The following is an 18953-nucleotide window of genomic DNA, read 5'->3' on the forward strand; positions in this document are numbered from 1 at the left end:
GGCGGGCATGCCGGTGGTATCGGCAATGGTGGTGACGGCGGTGCCGGTGGCTTCGGTGCCGACGGTGGCAACGGTGGTCACGGTGGCGAGATGTGGGGCAACGGCGGTGATGGTGGCGCCGGCGGTGCCGGCACCTCGGATCTGGTTGCGGGCAACGGCGGCAATGGTGGTTCGTCGGGTCAGGCCCAGGACTTCTTCGGTATGGGCGCGTGGGGCAACGGCGGTAACGGCGGGGCAGGCGGCGCCGGCTACACCGGGCCCAATGGCGGCGCGGGTACCGCTCCGGGTGGCAACGGTGGCAACGGTATTGCCGGCGGTGCCGGTGGCAACGGCGGCAAGGGCGGCGACGGTTCGTCGTTCGTCGGTATCGGCGGCAACGGTGGTGCCGGTGGTGTGGGCGGCAACGGCGGCAACGGCGGTTCGGGCGCGGCCGGTGCGACGGGGACGTTCGTCGACGACGGTACTGGCAACGGTGGTACCGGTGGCAACGGTGGTGACGGTGCGCTCGGCGGCAACGGTGGCGTAGGCGGTGCGGCCGGTATCGGCGGTTCGGCCGACGGCACCGTCGGTGTCGACGGCGACGACGGCGCAGTCGGCAACGGTGGTGCCGGTGGTAACGGCGGCGCCGGCGCGACCGGTGATCTCGGGGTCAACAACGGCACCGGTGGCGATGGTGGTGCCGGCGGCAATGGTGGTAACGCCGGGGACGCGACCGGCCAGGCCGGTAAGGGTGGAACCGGCGGGACCGGCGGTGCGGGCGCGACCGGTGATCTGTCGGAGAACAACGGTATCGGCGGTAACGGCGGCGACGGTGGGACCGGTGGGCTGGCCGGGACGATCGGCACTGGGGGCGAGGTCGGCAACGGCGGGGCCGGCGGTACCGGCGGTGCCGGGGCGACCGGTGATCTCGGGGTCAACAACGGCGCCGGCGCCGGTGGTGGTACGGGCGGCAACGGTGGCAATGCCGGAGATGCGACCGGCCAGGCCGGTAAGGGTGGAGCCGGCGGGACCGGTGGTGCGGGCGCGACCGGCGATATCTCGGAGAACAACGGCATCGGCGGCAACGGCGGCGACGGTGGTACCGGTGGGTTGGCCGGGACGATCGGCACTGGGGGCGAGGCCGGCAACGGCGGGGCCGGGGGTACCGGCGGTGCCGGGGCGACCGGTGACATTGTGTTGAACAACGGCGCCGGCGGCGATGGTGGTGCCGGCGGCAACGGTGGTAACGCCGGGGACGCGACCGGCCAGGCCGGCAATGGCGGTACGGGTGGTACCGGCGGTGCCGGCGCGGCCGGTGACATCACGGTCGACAACGGCATCGGTGGTGCCGGCGGCACCGGGGGTACCGGTGGGTTGGCCGGGACGGTCGGCACCGCCGGGCAGGCCGGCAACGGTGGCGACGGCGGGGCCGGCGGCAATGGTGCGGACGGTGACATCACGGTCGACAACGGCATCGGCGGCGCCGGTGGCACCGGCGGGTCCGGAGGCAACGCCGGCGGAGCCTCCGGTCAGGCCGGGTCTGGCGGGAACGGCGGGGACGGCGGCAACGGCGCCGACGGTGACATCACGGTCAACGGCGGCAACGGCGGCAACGGCGGCGACGGCGGTGATGGCGGAGCCGCCGGGACGATCGGTACGGCCGGTTCCAGCGGCAACGGTGGCGACGGCGGGGACGGCGCCACCGGCGCGGACGGTGAGATCACGGTCGACAACGGCAATGGCGGCGACGGCGGCAACGGCGGCGCCGGCGGCAACGCCGAGTCGGGCGGTGTGAACGGCGACGGTGGCGACGGCGGGGCCGGCGGCAACGGCGCAGATGGTGACCCCGACCTCAACGGCGGCGCTCCCGGGCAGGGCGGCGCCGGCGGGCTCCTCGGACCTGCCGGGAGTGGCGGCGGCGGCGCTGGTCAGCCCGGGGTAGGCGGCCCACCCGGGGTGCCGGGGAATCCGGCCTAACAGCGGTTCTCGGCGGGCCTAAGGGTTTCGCCTACCGGGGCGAACGTCTCTGGCAGGCGACGCTGGCTGAGGCGCCGTGATCGTCGTCGGGTCAGGATTCGCAGATGACGATCGGGATCTCTCGGTCGGTCCAGGCGCGGTAGTTGACGAAGTCGGGATACATCACGTCAAGCTTCGGCCAGTAGGCGGCGCGCTCGGACTCGGTCGCGTCCCGGGCGCGCAGGGCCAGCACCTCGTTGCGGATCCGGAATGACACCTGCGGGTTGGCCTTCAGGTTCAGGTACCACATCGGGTTGGTGGCGCGCCCGCCCTGGGAGGCCACCAAGATCACCCGGTCGCCTTCCCGCAGGAACAGCAACGGAGACTCACGCGGCTGACCGGTCTTGCGTCCGATGGTGGTGAGGATGCCGACCTCGGGAACCTCACCGAAATGCTTGGTGCCCAAGCGCCATTTGCCGCCGACCCGGCCGCCGGTCGCCTTGTAGGCCCAGGTGTTGGCCCGCGACATCCACTTGATGATGGTGCCGGTGACCGGCGAATCCAGCGACTTCGGCTTCTCTGGCGTACCTGGGTTGCTCACGGCATCACTCTAACGGTGAATGAACGGACGAATCCCAGCCCGGATGTGGTGGATGACGGCGGTACCGTCCGGGCTGTCGGCGGGAATCCGGAAAACCTCGTCCACGTGCGAGCAGACCCGCACCCCGAACAGCGACGGCTTGGTGATGATGTCGTAGACCGCTCGCACGTCATCACCGTCGATGCTGTACTCCGGCAACGTGGCCGCTGAGATCAACCGGAACTGCGGCCCGCGGTTCAGGCTGCGGCGCAGATGATTTCCCGAGAAACCGGTCTTGAGCCCGACCTCGATCCGGACGCAGTCCGGGCTGAACGAGACCGCCGAGGCGTCATGGCTGACCAGTGCGTCGATGTAGGACTGGGCGGCCGCGATCCGGTCGGCCTCCGGCACGGGGGCCACTAGATGCGCTCGATGATGGTGCCGGTGGACAATGCGCCGCCCGCGCACATGGTGATCAGCGCGGTCGAGCCGTCGGTGCGCTCGAGCTCGTGCAGCGCGGTGGTGATCAGCCGGCTGCCGGTGGAGCCCACCGGGTGGCCCAGCGCGATCGCCCCGCCGTTGACGTTGACCCGGTCCATGTCCGGCTTGTGCACCGAGGCCCAGGACAGCACCACCGAGGCGAACGCCTCGTTGATCTCGACCAGGTCGATGTCGCCCATCTTCATCCCGGCCTTCTCCAGCACCTTGGCGGTGGACTGCACCGGACCGTCCAGGTGGTAGTAGGTCTCCGAGCCGACGTTTGCCTGGCTGATGATCCGGGCCCGCGGCTTCAGACCCAGGGCCCTGGCCTTATCCTCGTCCATCCACAGCACCGCGGCCGCGCCGTCGGAGATCTGTGAAGAGGTGCCGGCGGTGTGGATGCCGCCTTCCATCACCGGGTTCAGCGCCGCGAGGCCCTCGATCGTGGTGTCGCGCAGGCCCTGGTCACGGCTGACCATGTTCAGCTCCGCGGTGGGCTGCTTGTTCTCGTCGATCACCGGGGCTTCGATCGGGGAGATCTCCCGGTCGAACCGGCCCTGCGCCCAGGCCTGCTTGGCCAGCTGCTGGGACCGCAGGCCGAACGCATCCACGTCGGCACGGGTGATGCCCCGGCGCTTGGCGATCCGCTCGGCCGCCTCGAACTGGTTGGGCAGGTCGATGTCCCAGGACGCCGCACGGGCACCGCCGCCGTTCGCGCCAAGAGGCACCCGGCTCATCGCCTCGATGCCGCAGGCGATGCCGATGTCGATCGCGCCGCTCGCGATCAGACCGGCAACCAGATGGTTGGCCTGCTGCGCGCTGCCGCACTGACAGTCGACACTGGTGGCGCCGACGTGCTCGGGCAGCCCGGCGACCAGCCACGACTGCCGGGTCACGTTGTTGCCCTGCTCGCCGAACTGGGTGACGCAGCCGCCGATGACCTGCTCGACGTCGCCCGCGTCGATCCCCGCCTTGGTGATCAGTGCCTTCTGCACCGCCCCGAGAAGTTCGGTGGCGTGCAGGCCGGACAACCAGCCGTTACGTTTGCCGATAGGGCTGCGAGTGGCTTCGACGATGACAGGATTACCCATGCGGCCAGGCTAGAACACGTTTCATTACTCTGACAAGCGACGATGCGACACTGCCTTTGATCTGCGGTCGAGCCGTGTTTCAATGGTCGCAATCAGGCACTAGACGGCGTTGTCCGGCTGCATCGTTCAAACGTCGTCGAACCACCAACAGATCACTCTAGGAGTAGACACATGGGCTGCCCCGCCATCCCCGACGAGTTCGACTTCCTCGATTCCGACCTGAATCTCCGAGGCCTACCGGTCAAGGAGCTCGCCGAGCTGCGCAAGGCGGAGCCGGTGCACTGGGTCGACGTTCCCGGGGGTACCGGAGGTTTCGGCGACAAGGGTTACTGGCTGGTGACCAAGCACAAGGACGTCAAGGATGTCTCGCTGCGCAGCGACGTCTTCTCGAGTGCGATGAACGGCGCGATCCCGGTCTGGCCGCAGGAGATGACTCGCGAGCAGGTCGACCTGCAGCGCGCCGTCCTGCTCAATATGGATGCGCCGCACCACACCCGGCTGCGCAAGATCATCTCTCGTGGCTTCACCCCCCGTGCCCTCTCCCGGCTCGAGGACGAGCTGAGGGCCCGCGCGCAGAAGATCGCCGAGACCGCCGCGGCGGCCAACACCGGAGACTTCGTCGAGCAGGTGTCCTGCGAGCTGCCGCTGCAGGCCATCGCCGAACTGCTCGGTGTGCCCCAGGATGACCGGGACAAGCTCTTCCGCTGGTCCAACGAGATGACCGCGGGCGACGACCCCGAGTACGCAGATGTCGACCCGGCCATGTCGTCGTTCGAGGTCATCAGCTACGCGATGAAGATGGCCGAGGAGCGGGGCAAGAACCCGACCGATGACATCGTGACCAAGCTGATCCAGGCCGACATCGACGGCGAGAAGCTCAGCGACGACGAGTTCGGCTTCTTCGTCGTCATGCTGGCCGTCGCCGGCAACGAGACCAGCCGCAACTCGATCACGCACGGCATGGTCGCGTTCTCGCAGAACCCCGACCAATGGGAGCTGTTCAAGCGGGAACGCCCGCAGACCGCAGTGGACGAGATCATCCGCTGGGCCACACCGGTCTCGGCATTCCAGCGGACTGCGAGCGAAGACACCGAGATCTCGGGCGTCAAGATCAAGGCAGGCGATCGGGTGGTGATGTCCTACCGTTCGGCCAACTTCGACGAGGAGGTGTTCGACGACCCGTTCACCTTCAACATCCTCCGCGACCCGAACCCCCACGTCGGCTTCGGCGGTACTGGAGCGCACTATTGCATCGGAGCCAACCTGGCCCGGTTGACCATCAATCTGATCTTCAACGCTGTGGCCGACCACATGCCTGACCTGAAGCCGATCGGCGAACCCGAGCGGTTGAAGTCTGGATGGCTCAACGGCATCAAGCACTGGCCGGTCGACTACACCGGTGGGTGTCCGGTCGCTCACTGAGCTGACCGCCGGCCTAACCGAACAAGGAGGATTCGGGTGGATTTCACACCGAACCCGGAGCAGCAGGCTGTCGCCGATGTGGTGACTTCCGTTCTGGATCGTGACAACAGCTGGGAAGCCCTGGTGTCCGGCGGTGTCGCGGCGCTGGGCGTGCCGGAACGACTCGGTGGTGACGGCCTGGGGCTGTCGGAGCTGGCAACAGCCCTGACCGAGATCGGTCGCCACGGCACGATCGGTCCGGCGCTGGCAACACTGGGCCTGGGACTGATACCGCTGCTCGACCTGGCGTCCGAGACCCAGCAGGACCGGTACCTGTCGGGGGTGCCCACCGGAGCGGTGCTCTCAGCCGCGCTGAACGAGCCTGGCCGGCAGCTGCCCGAGCACCCCGCGACCAGCTTCGCCGGCGGAAGGCTCAACGGCACCAAGACCGGAGTGCCCTACGCCGAGACGGCGGCGTGGCTGATCGTCACCGCTGACAAGGCGGTCGTGGTCGTCGCTCCGAACGCCGACGGCGTCACGGTCACCAAGACCCCGACCTCCAACGGATCCGACGAATACGTGGTGACGTTCACCGACGTCGCCATCGAGGACGCCGATGTGCTCGACGGTGCCGGCGTGGCCCGGGTTAACCAGCTGGCGCTGGCGGCCACCGGGGCATTCGCGGCCGGACTGGTGGCCGGCGCCCTGCGGCTGACCGCCGACTACGTGGCGACCCGCGAGCAGTTCGGCCGTCCGCTGTCGACCTTCCAGACAGTGGCCGCGCAGCTCTCCGAGGTTTACATCGCCTCGCGGACAATTGATCTGCTGTCGACCTCGGCGATCTGGCGGTTGGCCGAAGGCCTTGATGCCGACGAGGATCTGAACATCCTGGGCTACTGGCTGACATCGCAGGCCGCACCGGCCATGCGACTCTGCCACCACCTGCACGGCGGTATGGGTATGGACATCACCTACCCGATGGACCGCTACTACTCCTCGATCAAAGACTTGACCCGGCTGTTGGGTGGTCCGGTGCACCGCCTCGATCTGGTGGGAGCGTAAATGTTCATCGACCTGACACCCGAGCAGCGGGCGCTGCAAGCCGAACTGCGCGAGTACTTCTCGACCCTCATCACGCCCGAAGAGGCGCAGGCGATGGAGTCGGATCGGCACAACGAGGCCTACCGCGCCGTGATCAAGCGGATGGGCAGCGACGGCAAGTTGGGCGTCGGCTGGCCCAAGGAGTACGGAGGTCTGGGTTTCGGTCCGGTCGAGCAGCAGATCTTCATCAACGAAGCCAACCGGGCCGACATCCCGTTGCCCATGGTCACCCTGCAGACCGTCGGCCCCACGCTGCAGGCGCTCGGCACCGAAGCGCAGAAGAAGAAGTTCCTGCCTGGAATTCTTTCCGGCGACGTGCATTTCGCGATCGGCTACTCCGAGCCCGACGCCGGCACCGATCTCGCCTCACTGCGCACCACCGCGGTCAAGCACGGTGACGAGTACATCGTCAACGGGCAGAAGATGTGGACCACCGGCGCCCACGATGCCGACTACATCTGGCTGGCCTGCCGAACCGACCCGACCGCTGCCAAGCACAAGGGCATCTCGATCCTCATCGTCGACACGAAGGATCCCGGATACTCCTGGACTCCGATCATCCTGTCCGACGGGGCCCATCACACCAACGCGACGTACTACAACGACGTGCACGTACCCGCCGACATGCTGGTCGGCGAGGAGAACGGTGGCTGGAAGCTCATCACCACTCAGCTCAACCACGAGCGCGTCGGTCTGGGGCCGGCTGGTCGCATCGCCGGCATCTACGACCAGGTACACCACTGGGCGTCCAAGCCCGGTTCGGACGGCGTTACGCCGATCGAACACGACGACGTGAAACATCTGCTGGCGCAGATCAAGTCGATCTGGCGGATCAACGAGTTGCTCAACTGGCAGGTGGCAGCTTCTGGTGAGAACATCGCCGTCGCCGACGCTGCGGCTACCAAGGTGTTCTCCACCGAGCGAATCCAGGAAGTCAATCGCCTCGCTGAGGAGATCGTCGGCAGATTCGGCAACCCGGCGGACCCCGAGACCGCCGAAGTCCTCGTCTGGCTGGACAAGATGGCCAAGCGCAACCTGGTGATCACCTTCGGTGGCGGTGTCAACGAGGTCATGCGCGAGATGATCGCCGCTTCTGGGCTGAAGGTTCCGCGGGTGTCACGATGAGTCGAGGAGAGGTGATGACCGACATTTCCTCCGGGATCGAGCAGATACTGGCCTCTGGCCGCAGCAAGCCGCGGACCGGCCGGGATCCGGTGAACCAGCCGATGATTCGGCACTGGGTGGATGCCATCGGCGACGCCAACCCGATCTACACCGACGACGCAGCCGCGCAGGCGGCCGGGCATCCCGGAATCGTCGCTCCGCCGGCCATGATCCAGGTGTGGACGATGATGGGCCTTGGTGGGGAGCGCCCCGCCGATGACCCGCTCGGCAAGGTCATGGAACTGTTCGACGGCGCAGGCTATGTCGGCGTGGTGGCCACCAACTGTGAGCAGACCTACCACCGCTACCTGCGCCCCGGCGAAGAGGTCAGCGTCACCGCCGAGGTGACCGACATCGTCGGCCCCAAGCAGACCGGTCTGGGTGAGGGATACTTCATCACCCAGAAGATCCGCTGGTGGGTGGGCGAAGAGAACGTCGCCGACATGATCTGGCGCATCCTGAAGTTCCTGCCCGCCGAGAAGACGAGCCCGGGCTCGACGGCCGCGGTGCCGGACGATCTCGACCCCGACAAGATGATGCGCCCGTCATGGTCGAGGGATTCCAAGTACTTCTGGGACGGGGTGGCCGCGCACGAGCTGCGGATCCAGCGCCGCCCGGACGGCAGCCTGCAGCACCCGCCGGTACCGGCGGTCTGGAAGGACAAGACCGAGACCACCGACTACGTCGTTTCCAGCGGCAGGGGAACGGTGTACAGCTACGTGGTGCACCACGCGCCCAAGGTCCCCGGACGCAGTGTGCCGTTCGTGATCGCGCTGGTCGAGCTCGAAGAGGGCGTCCGGATGCTCGGCGAGCTCCGCGGGGTCGACGCCGCCGCGGTGAAGATCGGAATGCCGGTTCGCGCAACCTATCTCGATTTCCCCGCCGGCGATGCCGGCCCGGCGTGGACCCTGTACGCCTGGGAGTCTGTGGAAGGAGACGGGGCATGAGCGCTGCGACTGTCGAAGTGGGCACCAAACTGCCCGAGCTGAAGATCTACGGCGACCCGACCTTCATCGTCTCCACGGCGATCGCCACCCGCGACTACCAGGACGTGCACCACGACCGGGACAAGGCGCAGTCCAAGGGCTCCAAGGACATTTTCGTCAACATCCTCACCGACACCGGACTGGTGCAGCGCTACCTCACCGACTGGGCCGGATCCAACGCGGTGATCCGTTCGATCGCGTTGCGGCTGGGCGTGCCGTGGTACGCCTACGACACGGTGACCTTCTCCGGTGAGGTGACCGCAGTGGACGATGGCCTGATAACCGTGAAAGTCGTTGGCAACAACAGCCTTGGCGACCATGTCATCGCCACCGCCACACTGACGAATGGGGAGGCGTGATGTTGTCCGGTAAGGCGGCCATCGCCGGTATCGGCGCGACCGACTTCTCCAAGGAATCCGGGCGCAGCGAACTGCGCCTGGCTGCCGAGGCGGTGCTCGACGCCCTCGACGATGCCGGCCTGAAGCCTTCCGACGTCGACGGCCTGGTCACCTTCACGATGGACTCCAACCTGGAGACCGCCGTCGCGCGCGCCACCGGGATCGGGGACCTGACGTTCTTCTCCCAGATCGGTTACGGCGGCGGTGCGGCAGCGGCCACGGTGCAGCAGGCGGCCATGGCGGTAGCCACCGGGGTGGCCGAAGTCGTGGTGGCTTACCGGGCTTTCAACGAGCGCTCGGAGTTCCGGTTCGGTCAGGTGATGACGGGGCTGACGGTCAACGCGGATTCCCGCGGCGTGGAGTACAGCTGGTCCTATCCGCATGGGCTGAGCACCCCGGCCGCGTCGGTGGCGATGATCGCTCAGCGCTACATGCACGAATACGGTGCCACCAGTGCGGATTTCGGTGTGGTGTCGGTCGCTGATCGCAAGCACGCGGCGACCAATCCCAAGGCGCACTTCTACGGCAAGCCGATCACGATTGAGGATCACCAGAACTCACGGTGGATCGCCGAGCCGTTGCGGCTGCTGGACTGCTGCCAGGAGACCGACGGCGGCGTGGCCATCGTCGTCACCACTCCCGAGCGCGCGAAGGATCTCAAGCACCGTCCGGCGATCATCGAGGCGGCGGCCCAGGGGTCCGGGGACGACCAGTTCACCATGTACTCCTACTATCGCGAGGAGCTCGGGCTGCCCGAGATGGGTCTGGTGGGCAGGCAACTGTGGGCGCAGTCCGGCCTGACGCCCGCCGACATCCAGACCGCGGTGCTCTACGACCACTTCACGCCGTACACGCTGCTGCAGTTGGAGGAGTTGGGATTCTGCGGCCGTGGTGAGGCGAAGGACTTCATCGCCGGCGGAGCCATCGAGCTGGGTGGCCGGTTGCCGATCAACACCCACGGTGGGCAACTCGGCGAGGCCTATGTGCACGGCATGAACGGCATCGCCGAGGGCGTGCGGCAGCTGCGTGGCACCTCGGTCAACCAGGTGCCGAACGTGGAGCACGTGCTGGTCACCGCTGGCACCGGGGTGCCGACCTCGGGCCTGATCCTGGGCTAGGGACTAAGCGCCGCCGCTTTCTTCCCCGCCGAGAGTGAAGTTAGCTTCACGCTGGCGATTCGGGCGTGAAGCCAACTTCACGTTGGGCGGAGGAGAACCGCTTGGCTCAACGGTCGGTGGACTCACCCCAACTGTCGGGCAACAGCGGTACCGTCGGCCCGTTGCCGAAACTGTCGCCGGCCAAGGTGGCCAAACCCGTTGCGGGCAGGTGCGGCTTGGCTTGCGCCCCGGCGAAACCCAGGGAGCCGGCATTGCTTCCGGAGGCGCGAGTCGAGCTGTCGGGACCCGTATCGGGGTATGAGAAGCTGTCGGCTTCCAGATCGGCGAACTCGTACGCCTCGTCGCGGGCACGCCGGCGTCGGCGGGCCCGGGTCCGATCCCGTGCGGCCGCGGCTGCTGCGGCTGCCTCGGCGGCCACATCCGGATTCGATGACTTCGTGGCGGCGCGGCTGCGAGCCTTGGCGCTGGACTGAGCGACAGTGCCGACCGGCCCGATCACGTAGGGCGGGAAGAACCCCGGGCTCCCCCCGGCCGGGGGAGCCGCGGGCGGGGCGGCGGCCGGAGCTGCGCTGGTGGTCGGCACCGACGCAGACGAGGGCACCGTGGCGCTCGTGGAGGCGGGAGCCGCCGGGGGGGTGGACGCAGCGCCGGCGGCCGGCGCCACCGAGGGCAGCTGGGGGATCGGTTCCGAGCCGATCGGTGCGATGGGCGCAGGCTGAATTCCGGCCAGCCCGGCCAAGCCGGCTGCCCAGCCCAGATTTCCGATCGCCAGGACCAGAGCGGGCTGAATCAGCGCCGGGGCGAATTGGTTGAGCGTCGAGGCGATCTGGGCCGCGTGGAAGGTCAAGTCAGCCATGATCCAGGTGAGGTTGTTCATGAACGCACCGGGGTTGTAGAGCAGATCATTCATCAGGATCTCGGCATACTCGAACAGCTCGCCCCCCACGGCCAGCCACCATTCCAGCTGAGTCGGGTCCAGCCCCTCGCTCGGGTGGTCGTGGTCGTGGTCGCCGTGATCGTGATCGTGATCGTCGTGATCACCGTGGTCGTGATCGTCATGATCGTCATGATCGTCGTGGTCATGATCATGGTCGTGATCGTGGTTCACGATCGGTGGTGCCACGGTGGCCTGCGGGGCGGATGCCACCGCTGCGCCGGAGACCGCTTCGTAGGTCGCCATCGTGGTGGCGGCCTGCACCCACATCCGCACGTAGTCGGCTTCGTTGAGCGCGATAGGAATGGTGTTGATGCCAAAGAAATTGGTGGCCACCAGGACGCCGTGGATGGCGTGGTTGGCCGCCAGTTCGGGCATTGTGGGCATGACGGCCAAGGCGCTGACGTAGGCCGCGGCCGCCGTTTCGTGCTGGGATGCGTGCGCGGCGCTGTCGGCGCTGGCCGTCATCAACCAGGCCAGATAGGGCAGATGCGCGGCCAGATAACTCTCGGCGCTGGGCCCCTGCCAGGCCGTTGCCTGGGTGGCTCCCAGTAGTTCGCGCAGCGCCTCCGCGATCGCGGTGTACTCCAGGCTCAGCGACGACCATGCGCCGGCGGCAGACAACAGAGGGCCCGGTCCCGGGCCGGTGCTCAGCGCCGCAGAATGCACCTCGGGGGGAGAGGCCATCCACACCGGCGCGGTCATGGCGCTCACCATATCGAAGATGAAAGTCATTTTCAATTAGGTGTCACGCACTGGTGACCGGTGTGATCCGCGCCGAAGCGCCACTAGGTCGAGATCAGCTCCACGTCGTTGAGGATGGCGGCGTTGTCACGCGACGGCGCCACCACATTGCCCAGCAGCCGGCCGTCGTCCTTCCACAGCCGGGCGCGCAGGGTTTCGCCCGGGAACACCACCCCGGCGAACCGCGCGCCGAAGGACCGCACCGCGCCGGCGTCGCCGCCCAGCGCGGCATCCACGGCCGCCTTACAGGTCATGCCGTAGGTGCACAGTCCGTGCAGGATGGGCCGGTCGAAGCCGGCCGCCGCCGCGAACTGCGGGTCGCTGTGCAGCGGGTTGCGGTCGCCGCAGAGCCGGTAGAGCAGCGCCTGCTGCGGTGCCACCGGGATGTCGATCTCGAAATCCGGTGCCCGGTCCGGTAGTTCACTGGAGGTCGATGGTCCCCGCTCGCCGCCGAAGCCGCCCTCGCCGCGAGCGAAGATGGACCGGTGCTGGGTCCACAGCGGAGTGCCGTCGGTGCCTGTCACCGAGGTCTCCAGCACCACCACCGCGGCCTTGCCCTTGTCCCACACCTCCACGATCCGGCTGATCGCGCGGGCGTCGCCCGACGGCGGCAGCGGCGCGGGCACCGTCACCGTCTCGGAGGCGTGCAGGATCTTCGCCAGGTCGATCTCCACGCCCGGCCAGCTCACCTTCGGGGGGTCGACCTCGTTGAACGATGCCGCGACGCAGCCGAAGGTCGGCAGCACCTGCGGGGTGCGGTCCACGACATAGCTCAGCTCACCTGGGTCCATCGGGTCCGACCCGGCGCCCAGCGCCAGGTTGTAGAGCTGCACATTGGTTGCGTTCCAGGAGAATTCGACCTCGCCGAACTCAGCACCCAGCGCGACGTCGAGATCGATCGCCATGCCTAGGCCCCCGCTGCGATGTCGAGAGCGGCCAGGTAACCGAACGTCATGGCTGGCCCGATGGTCCCGCCCGGTCCCGGATAGGTGTGGCCCATCACCGGGGCGCTGACGTTCCCGGACGCATAGAGTCCCTCGATGACGCTGCCGTCGTCGCGCAGTGCCCGACCGCGGACATCGGTGCGGATCCCGCCCTTGGTGCCCAGGTCGCCCGGCACCATCTTGGCTGCGTAGAACGGGCCCTGTGCGATCTGGCCCAGGTTCGGATTCGGCTTGTTCGTCGGGTCACCGTAGTAGCGGTCGTAGGCGCTCTCGCCGCGGTGGAAGTCCTCGTCCACGCCGGTGCGGGCGAACTCGTTGAACCGCTCGACGGTCGCCGTCAACGCCGCAGCCGGCACTCCGGTCTTGGCCGCCAGCTCCTCCAGGGTGTCGGCGGACACGATCACCCCGGACTCCAACCACTTCTTCGGGATACGTTGGCCCGGCTGCAATCCCGCGAAGATGTAGTTGTTGCGGTAGCGCTGGTCGAACACCAGCCAGGCCGGGATGTTCTCGCCGGGGCCGGGGCCCTGACCGTACTGACCGCCGTACATGTGATGGCAGGCCTCGACGTAGGGCATCGACTCGTTCATGAACCGCTTGCCGGCCATGTTGACGATGATCGACCCGGGCGAGTTGCGCTCCGACAGCGCGAACCACGGTGACCCGGGCAGCGGCACCGTCGGCCCCCACCAGGAGTCCTCCATGATGTCCAGTGCGGCGCCGAGCTTTTCACCGGCCAGGATGCCCTCGCCGGTGTTGGCCTTGGCTCCCACGGTCCACTCGGTGGTGATGGGGGCGCGCTGGTACTTCACCCGCATCTGCTCGTTGTGCTCGAATCCGCCGCTGGCCAGGATGACGCCGCGCCGCGCCCGGATCAGCCGCGGCTCGCTGGTCTCCGCGGCGTTGCTGTCCCGTACATAGACGCCCCGGACCACACCGTCTTCGACGTAGAGGTCGGTCAACGCGGTGTTGAGCTCAACCGGAACCCCGACCTTCTGCAGGCCGATGCGCAGCGGCGCGATCAGGGCGCGGCCCATGCCGACCAGGTTCTTGCCGGTGGCCTGAGCCCACATGGTGCGAGCGCCGACCTTGAGGCTGCGCAGCACTCCGCGCGGGTGGCGCTTGAGCTGGTTGAGCCGGACATAGTCCTGCTGCATGACGACCACGTTCAGCGGCACCTTGCCGTACGCCGGCTCCAGCCCGTCCATGTCGGCACCGAGCTTCTTGGCGTTGAACGGCTTCGGCTCGATCGAGCGGCCGGTGGGCTTGCCGCCGGGCTGCTCGGGGTAGTAGTCGGCGTAACCGGGAACCCAGCACATCTTCAACGGCGAGTTCTTCAGCACGAACGAGAGCATCTCCGGCCCGCGCTGCAGGTAGGTGTCGATCTTCTCGGCCGGGACCACGTCGCCCACGATCGTGTGCAGGTAGGTGCGGGCGGCTTCGGCGGTGTCTTTCACGCCGGCGCGTGCAAGCACCTCATTGTTGGGGATCCACACGCCGCCGCCGGAGCGGGCGGTCGAACCGCCGTAGTGGGCGGCTTTCTCAATCACTACGGTTGACAGTCCCTGGTGGGCGGCGGTGAGGGCGGCGACCATCCCGGCGCCGCCGCTTCCGACCACGACGACGTCGTACTCCTGTTCGGCCATGTAGAACACGTTATAGAATTGCCCCGCCCGAGCGCCAGTTGGCTGGCGGTATTGCCGCGGCAGCCACCCGGACGACCGTTCTCTGCCCTGCTGATGCCCCGCAGGACCAGGCAGGTCGAGCCAACTCTAGGCAAGTAGAACGCGTTCCAATTTAAGTGACTTTGTTACCTTTTTTCCACGGCTAGAGGATGTTTTACTGGCACGAGTAGACATCGTGTCTTGGATGCGCCGTAGTAAGGAGTTGTCACCGTGGCCAGCCCCACCATCCCCAACATTCCCGCCGGTTTCGACCCGACGGAACCGGAGATCTACGCCGAGCGGTTGCCCGTCGAGGAGTTGGCTGAGCTGCGTAGGTCCGCGCCGATCTTCTGGGTCGAGCAGCCGGACGACAAGAGCGGCGGTTTCAAAGACGGAGGCTACTGGGCGATCACCAAACACGCCGACGTCAAGGAGATCTCCCGGCTCGACGACGTGTTCTCCAGTGAACAGAACACCGCCATCCCGCGGTTCAACGATGACATCCCGCGCGAGATCATCGACACCCAACGCATCCTGATGCTCAACCAGGATGCGCCGAGGCACACCCGGGTGCGTCGCATCGTCTCCCGCGGTTTCACCCCGCGCCACATCCTGCCGTTGCACGACGAACTGGAGCGGCGCGCCCAGGCGATCGCCAAGGAAGCCGTGGCCCGCGGAACCGGTGACTTTGTCGTCGAGGTGGCCAGCGAACTGCCGCTGCAGGCCATTGCCGGGCTGATGGGGGTGCCGCAGGAAGATCGCGGCAAGCTCTTCGACTGGACCAATCAGATGACGTCCTATGACGACCCCGAGTTCGCCCACTACGACCCCGCCAATTCGGCGATGGAGATCATCTCCTACGGGCTGCAGCTGGCCGAGCTCAAGCGGCAACAGCCGGGCAAAGACATCGTGAGCACCTTGATCGAGGCCGACATCGACGGTGAGAAGCTCAACGACGAAGAGCTGGGCTACTTCATCATCCTGCTGGCGGTGGCCGGCAGCGAGACCACCCGCAACTCGATCACCCAGGGCATGATGGCCTTCCTGGACAACCCCGACCAGTGGGAGTTGTTCAAGAAGGAGCGTCCCGAGACCGCCGCCGACGAGATCGTGCGGTGGGCCAGCCCGGTCACGGCGTTTCAGCGCACCGCCACCCGCGATCACGAGCTGTCCGGGGTGCAGATCAAGAAGGGGCAGCGGGTGGTGATGTTCTATCGCTCGGCCAACTTCGACGAGGACGTCTTCGAAGACCCGCAGACTTTCAACATCCTGCGCGACCCCAACCCGCATGTCGGGTTCGGCGGCACGGGGGCGCACTACTGCATCGGCACTCACCTGGCTCGAATGACGATCAGCCTGATCTTCAACGCGATCGCCGACCACATGCCGGACATCAAGGCGATCGGGCAACCCGAACGGCTGCGGTCCGGCTGGCTCAACGCCATCAAGCACTGGCAGGTCGACTACACCGGTCAGGCCTGACAGCCGGATCGCCGGCGGGGCCGACGGTGACCACTCCGTCGGCCCTCGCCGTTGTCCGACTGCGTGGGACCGCCCGAGCCAAAAGTTAGAACACGTTATAGAATTCTCGGCAGCGGCTCGGTTTCATCCGCGTACCCACCACATCAAGGGGACCATCGAAGATGCTCAGCGCCCAGATCCGCGACGAACTCGCCGCCGAGTTGGCGCAAGCGGAGCGCAGCCGGGTCCCGACCTCCCCGCTGACCGCGGCGCACCCCGACATCGATGTCGTCGACGCCTATGAGATCCAGCTGATCAACATCCGCCAGCGGATCGCCGAGGGCGCCCGCGTCGTCGGGCACAAGGTCGGCCTGTCCAGCGAGGCGATGCAGCAGATGATGGGCGTCGACGAGCCGGACTACGGCCATCTGCTCAATGAGATGCAGGTGTTCGAGGACAAGCCGGTGAAGGCGTCGAACTACCTCTACCCGCGCGTCGAGGTCGAGGTGGCATTCATCCTGGCCGAGGACCTGCCCGGTGCGGACTGCACCGAGGAGCATGTGCTGGCCGCCACCGAGGCGTTCGCCCCGGCGATCGAGCTGATCGACAGCCGGATCACCGACTGGAAGATCAAGCTCTGCGACACCATCGCCGACAACGCCTCATCGGCGGGATTCGTCCTGGGCAGACAGCGGGTCAAGCCCGGTGACATCGATATCAAGAACATCGAGGCGTCGCTGACCAAGAACGGCGAGGTGGTCGCGCAGGGCCGCAGTGATGCGGTGTTGGGCAACCCGGTCACCGCCGTGGCCTGGCTGGCTCGCAAGGTGGAGAGCTTCGGGGTGCGGTTGAAGGCCGGCGACATCGTGTTGCCGGGTACCGCGACCCGGGCCATCGACGTGCACGCCGGCGACGACTGCGTCGCCGATTTCTCCGGGCTGGGTTCGGTCCGGCTGGTTTTCGAATAGAGGAGCGCTCATGGCTGCAAAAGCGTCAGTCGCGATCGTCGGGTCGGGCAACATCAGCACCGACCTGCTGTACAAACTGCTGCGCTCGGAGTGGTTGGAGCCGCGCTGGATGATCGGCATCGACCCCGAGAGCGAAGGCCTGGCCCGAGCCCGCAAGCTCGGCCTGGAGACCTCGGCCGAGGGGGCTGACTGGCTGCTCGCGCTGGATGAGAAGCCGGACTTCGTCTTCGAGGCCACCAGCGCCTACGTGCACAAGGCGTATGCACCCAAGTACGAGGCCGCCGGCATCCGGGCCATCGACCTGACTCCGGCCGCGGTGGGCCCGGCCGTGATCCCCCCGGCCAACCTGCACGAACACGTCGACGCCCCGAACGTCAACATGATCACCTGCGGCGGCCAGGCCACCATCCCGATCGTCTACGCGGTCACCCGCGCGGTGAAGGAACAGGGCGGCACGGTGCCGTATGCGGAGATCGTCGCGAGCGTCGCGAGTGTTTCGGCCGGACCGGGCACCCGGGCCAACATCGATGAGTTCACCAAGACCACCTCACGCGGGGTGGAGACCATCGGCGGCGCGCAGAAGGGCAAGGCGATCATCATCTTGAACCCGGCCGACCCGCCGATGATCATGCGCGACACCATCTTCTGCCAGATCCCCGAGGACGTCGACCGCGACGCGATCACCAAGTCGATCCTCAGCGTGGTGGAACAGGTGCAGACCTACGTGCCGGGCTACCGGCTGCTCAACGAGCCGCAGTTCGACGAGCCGTCGCTGAACTCCGGTGGCCGCGCGGTGGTCACCACGTTCGTCGAGGTCGAGGGCGCCGGCGATTACCTGCCGCCGTACGCGGGCAACCTGGACATCATGACCGCCGCCGCCACCAAGGTGGGCGAGGAGATCGCCCGCGAGATGACGTCTTTATCAGTCGCCAAAGCAGGAGAGACGAAATGAGCGACCACATCTTCGATGTGCGGATCACCGACACCTCGCTGCGGGACGGTTCGCACCACAAGCGCCACCAGTTCACCCCCGACGAGGTCGCCGCGATCGTCGCCGCGATCGACGCCGCCGGGGTGCCGGTGATCGAGGTGACCCACGGCGACGGTCTGGGCGGCTCGAGCTTCAACTACGGGTTCTCCAAAACCCCCGACCAGGAGCTGATCAAGCTCGCGGCGCAGACCGCCCAGGACGCCAGGATCGCCTTCCTGATGCTGCCCGGCGTGGCCACCAAGGAAGACATGAAGGAGGCGCAGGGCAACGGCGGACAGATCTGCCGGATCGCCACCCACTGCACCGAGGCCGACGTCTCCATCCAGCACTTCGGCCTGGCCCGCGAGCTTGGCCTGGAGACCGTCGGGTTCTTGATGATGGCCCACACCGTCTCCCCGGAGAAGCTGGCCGCCCAGGCCCGCATCATGGCCGACGCCGGATGCCAGTGCGTCTACGTGGTGGACTCCGCCGGTGCACTGGTGCTCGAAGGCGTCCGCGACCGGGTGCAGGCGCTGGTCTCCGAGCTCGGTGACGACGCCCAGGTGGGCTTCCACGGTCACGAGAACCTCGGGCTGGGCGTCGCCAACTCCCTGGAGGCGGTGCGCGCCGGGGCCAAGCAGATCGACGGCTCGGTGCGCCGATTCGGCGCCGGCGCGGGCAACGCCCCGGTCGAGGCGCTGATCGGGGTGTTCGACAAGGTCGGGATCAAGACCGGCATCGACTTCTTCGACATCGCCGACGCCGCCGAGGAGGTGGTGCGCCCGGCCATGCCGGCCGAGTGCGTGCTGGACCGCAACGCGCTGATCATGGGCTATTCCGGGGTGTACTCCAGCTTCCTCAAGCATGCGGTGCGCCAGGGTGAGCGCTACGGCGTGCCCGCCCACGAACTGCTGCACCGGGCCGGGCAGCGCAAGCTGATCGGCGGCCAGGAGGACCAGCTCATCGACATCGCGCTGGAGATCCAGCGGGAGCGGGCTGCCGCCGAGTAGTGCG

At 67.3% G+C, this 18953-nt stretch carries 16 protein-coding genes and 1 pseudogene; 11 read left to right on the top strand and 6 right to left on the bottom strand.

Features of this window, described 5'->3' with window-relative positions; translation table 11 throughout:
• Positions 1-1956 (top strand): annotated as a pseudogene (locus AWC16_RS25050) (PE family protein); the annotation flags it as partial.
• 91 nt (positions 1957-2047) lie between these two features.
• On the opposite strand, the gene AWC16_RS09845 reads toward AWC16_RS25050, so the two are convergent.
• Genes AWC16_RS09845 through AWC16_RS09855 form a run of 3 tightly spaced genes read right to left on the bottom strand, consistent with a single transcriptional unit; the run spans position 2048 to position 4086 of the window.
• Positions 2048-2536 carry a nitroreductase family deazaflavin-dependent oxidoreductase gene (locus AWC16_RS09845; RefSeq protein WP_085264579.1) on the bottom strand — a complete coding sequence of 163 codons (489 nt, stop codon included), beginning with the start codon at positions 2534-2536 and terminating at the stop codon, positions 2048-2050.
• 9 nt (positions 2537-2545) lie between these two features.
• Positions 2546-2926, bottom strand: a complete 381-nt coding sequence (locus AWC16_RS09850) for a DUF8021 domain-containing protein (RefSeq protein WP_234812201.1) — start codon at positions 2924-2926, stop codon at positions 2546-2548.
• An 8-nt stretch (positions 2927-2934) separates the two neighbouring features.
• Positions 2935-4086, bottom strand: coding sequence for a steroid 3-ketoacyl-CoA thiolase (locus tag AWC16_RS09855; RefSeq protein ID WP_085264581.1), 1152 nt, complete (start codon positions 4084-4086; stop codon positions 2935-2937).
• 171 nt (positions 4087-4257) lie between these two features.
• Here AWC16_RS09855 and AWC16_RS09860 point away from each other — a divergent pair, with 171 nt between their 5' ends.
• Genes AWC16_RS09860 through AWC16_RS09885 form a run of 6 tightly spaced genes read left to right on the top strand, consistent with a single transcriptional unit; the run spans position 4258 to position 10254 of the window.
• Positions 4258-5508: a cytochrome P450 gene (locus tag AWC16_RS09860; RefSeq protein WP_085264582.1), complete on the top strand. Its 1251-nt coding sequence runs from the start codon at positions 4258-4260 to the stop codon at positions 5506-5508.
• Positions 5509-5544: 36 nt separating this feature from the next.
• On the top strand, positions 5545-6549 hold the full coding sequence (locus AWC16_RS09865) for an acyl-CoA dehydrogenase family protein (protein ID WP_085264583.1): 1005 nt from the start codon (positions 5545-5547) through the stop codon (positions 6547-6549).
• Positions 6550-7713, top strand: coding sequence for an acyl-CoA dehydrogenase FadE29 (fadE29, locus tag AWC16_RS09870; protein ID WP_085264584.1), 1164 nt, complete (start codon positions 6550-6552; stop codon positions 7711-7713).
• 14 nt (positions 7714-7727) lie between these two features.
• Positions 7728-8699, top strand: coding sequence for a bifunctional MaoC family dehydratase N-terminal/OB-fold nucleic acid binding domain-containing protein (locus tag AWC16_RS09875; protein ID WP_085264585.1), 972 nt, complete (start codon positions 7728-7730; stop codon positions 8697-8699).
• A complete protein-coding gene (locus AWC16_RS09880) occupies positions 8696-9097 on the top strand; it encodes a MaoC family dehydratase (RefSeq protein WP_085264586.1) in 402 nt (133 codons plus the stop codon). Before AWC16_RS09875 ends, AWC16_RS09880 begins: the two co-directional genes overlap by 4 nt.
• Positions 9097-10254, top strand: a complete 1158-nt coding sequence (locus AWC16_RS09885) for a lipid-transfer protein (RefSeq protein WP_085264587.1) — start codon at positions 9097-9099, stop codon at positions 10252-10254. Before AWC16_RS09880 ends, AWC16_RS09885 begins: the two co-directional genes overlap by 1 nt.
• Positions 10255-10360: 106 nt before the next feature.
• Here the strand turns inward: AWC16_RS09885 and AWC16_RS09890 are convergent, their stop codons facing one another.
• The 3 genes from AWC16_RS09890 to kstD all read right to left on the bottom strand — a co-directional run bounded on the left by AWC16_RS09890 (position 10361) and on the right by kstD (position 14522).
• Positions 10361-11893, bottom strand: a complete 1533-nt coding sequence (locus AWC16_RS09890; protein ID WP_085264732.1) for a PPE family protein — start codon at positions 11891-11893, stop codon at positions 10361-10363.
• An 83-nt stretch (positions 11894-11976) separates the two neighbouring features.
• The gene (locus AWC16_RS09895; RefSeq protein ID WP_085264588.1) at positions 11977-12837 is read right to left on the bottom strand and encodes a MaoC/PaaZ C-terminal domain-containing protein; all 861 of its coding nucleotides are present in this window, start codon (positions 12835-12837) and stop codon (positions 11977-11979) included.
• Between the two features lie 2 nt (positions 12838-12839).
• Positions 12840-14522 (bottom strand): 3-oxosteroid 1-dehydrogenase, encoded by a 1683-nt coding sequence (gene kstD, locus AWC16_RS09900; RefSeq protein ID WP_085264733.1) that lies wholly within the window; start codon positions 14520-14522, stop codon positions 12840-12842.
• 249 nt (positions 14523-14771) lie between these two features.
• Between kstD and AWC16_RS09905 the strand changes: the two genes are divergently transcribed.
• The 4 genes from AWC16_RS09905 to dmpG all read left to right on the top strand — a co-directional run bounded on the left by AWC16_RS09905 (position 14772) and on the right by dmpG (position 18949).
• Positions 14772-16022, top strand: a complete 1251-nt coding sequence (locus tag AWC16_RS09905; protein ID WP_085264589.1) for a cytochrome P450 — start codon at positions 14772-14774, stop codon at positions 16020-16022.
• A 161-nt stretch (positions 16023-16183) separates the two neighbouring features.
• Positions 16184-16969, top strand: coding sequence for a 2-keto-4-pentenoate hydratase (locus tag AWC16_RS09910; RefSeq protein WP_085264590.1), 786 nt, complete (start codon positions 16184-16186; stop codon positions 16967-16969).
• A 10-nt stretch (positions 16970-16979) separates the two neighbouring features.
• A complete protein-coding gene (locus tag AWC16_RS09915) occupies positions 16980-17921 on the top strand; it encodes an acetaldehyde dehydrogenase (acetylating) (RefSeq protein ID WP_085264591.1) in 942 nt (313 codons plus the stop codon).
• Positions 17918-18949 carry a 4-hydroxy-2-oxovalerate aldolase gene (gene dmpG / locus AWC16_RS09920; protein ID WP_085264592.1) on the top strand — a complete coding sequence of 344 codons (1032 nt, stop codon included), beginning with the start codon at positions 17918-17920 and terminating at the stop codon, positions 18947-18949. The genes AWC16_RS09915 and dmpG overlap by 4 nt, the downstream gene beginning before the upstream one ends.
• Positions 18950-18953: the final 4 nt, after the last annotated feature.

The sequence above is a fragment of the Mycolicibacter longobardus genome (assembly GCF_002102265.1).
Classification (GTDB): domain Bacteria; phylum Actinomycetota; class Actinomycetes; order Mycobacteriales; family Mycobacteriaceae; genus Mycobacterium; species Mycobacterium longobardum.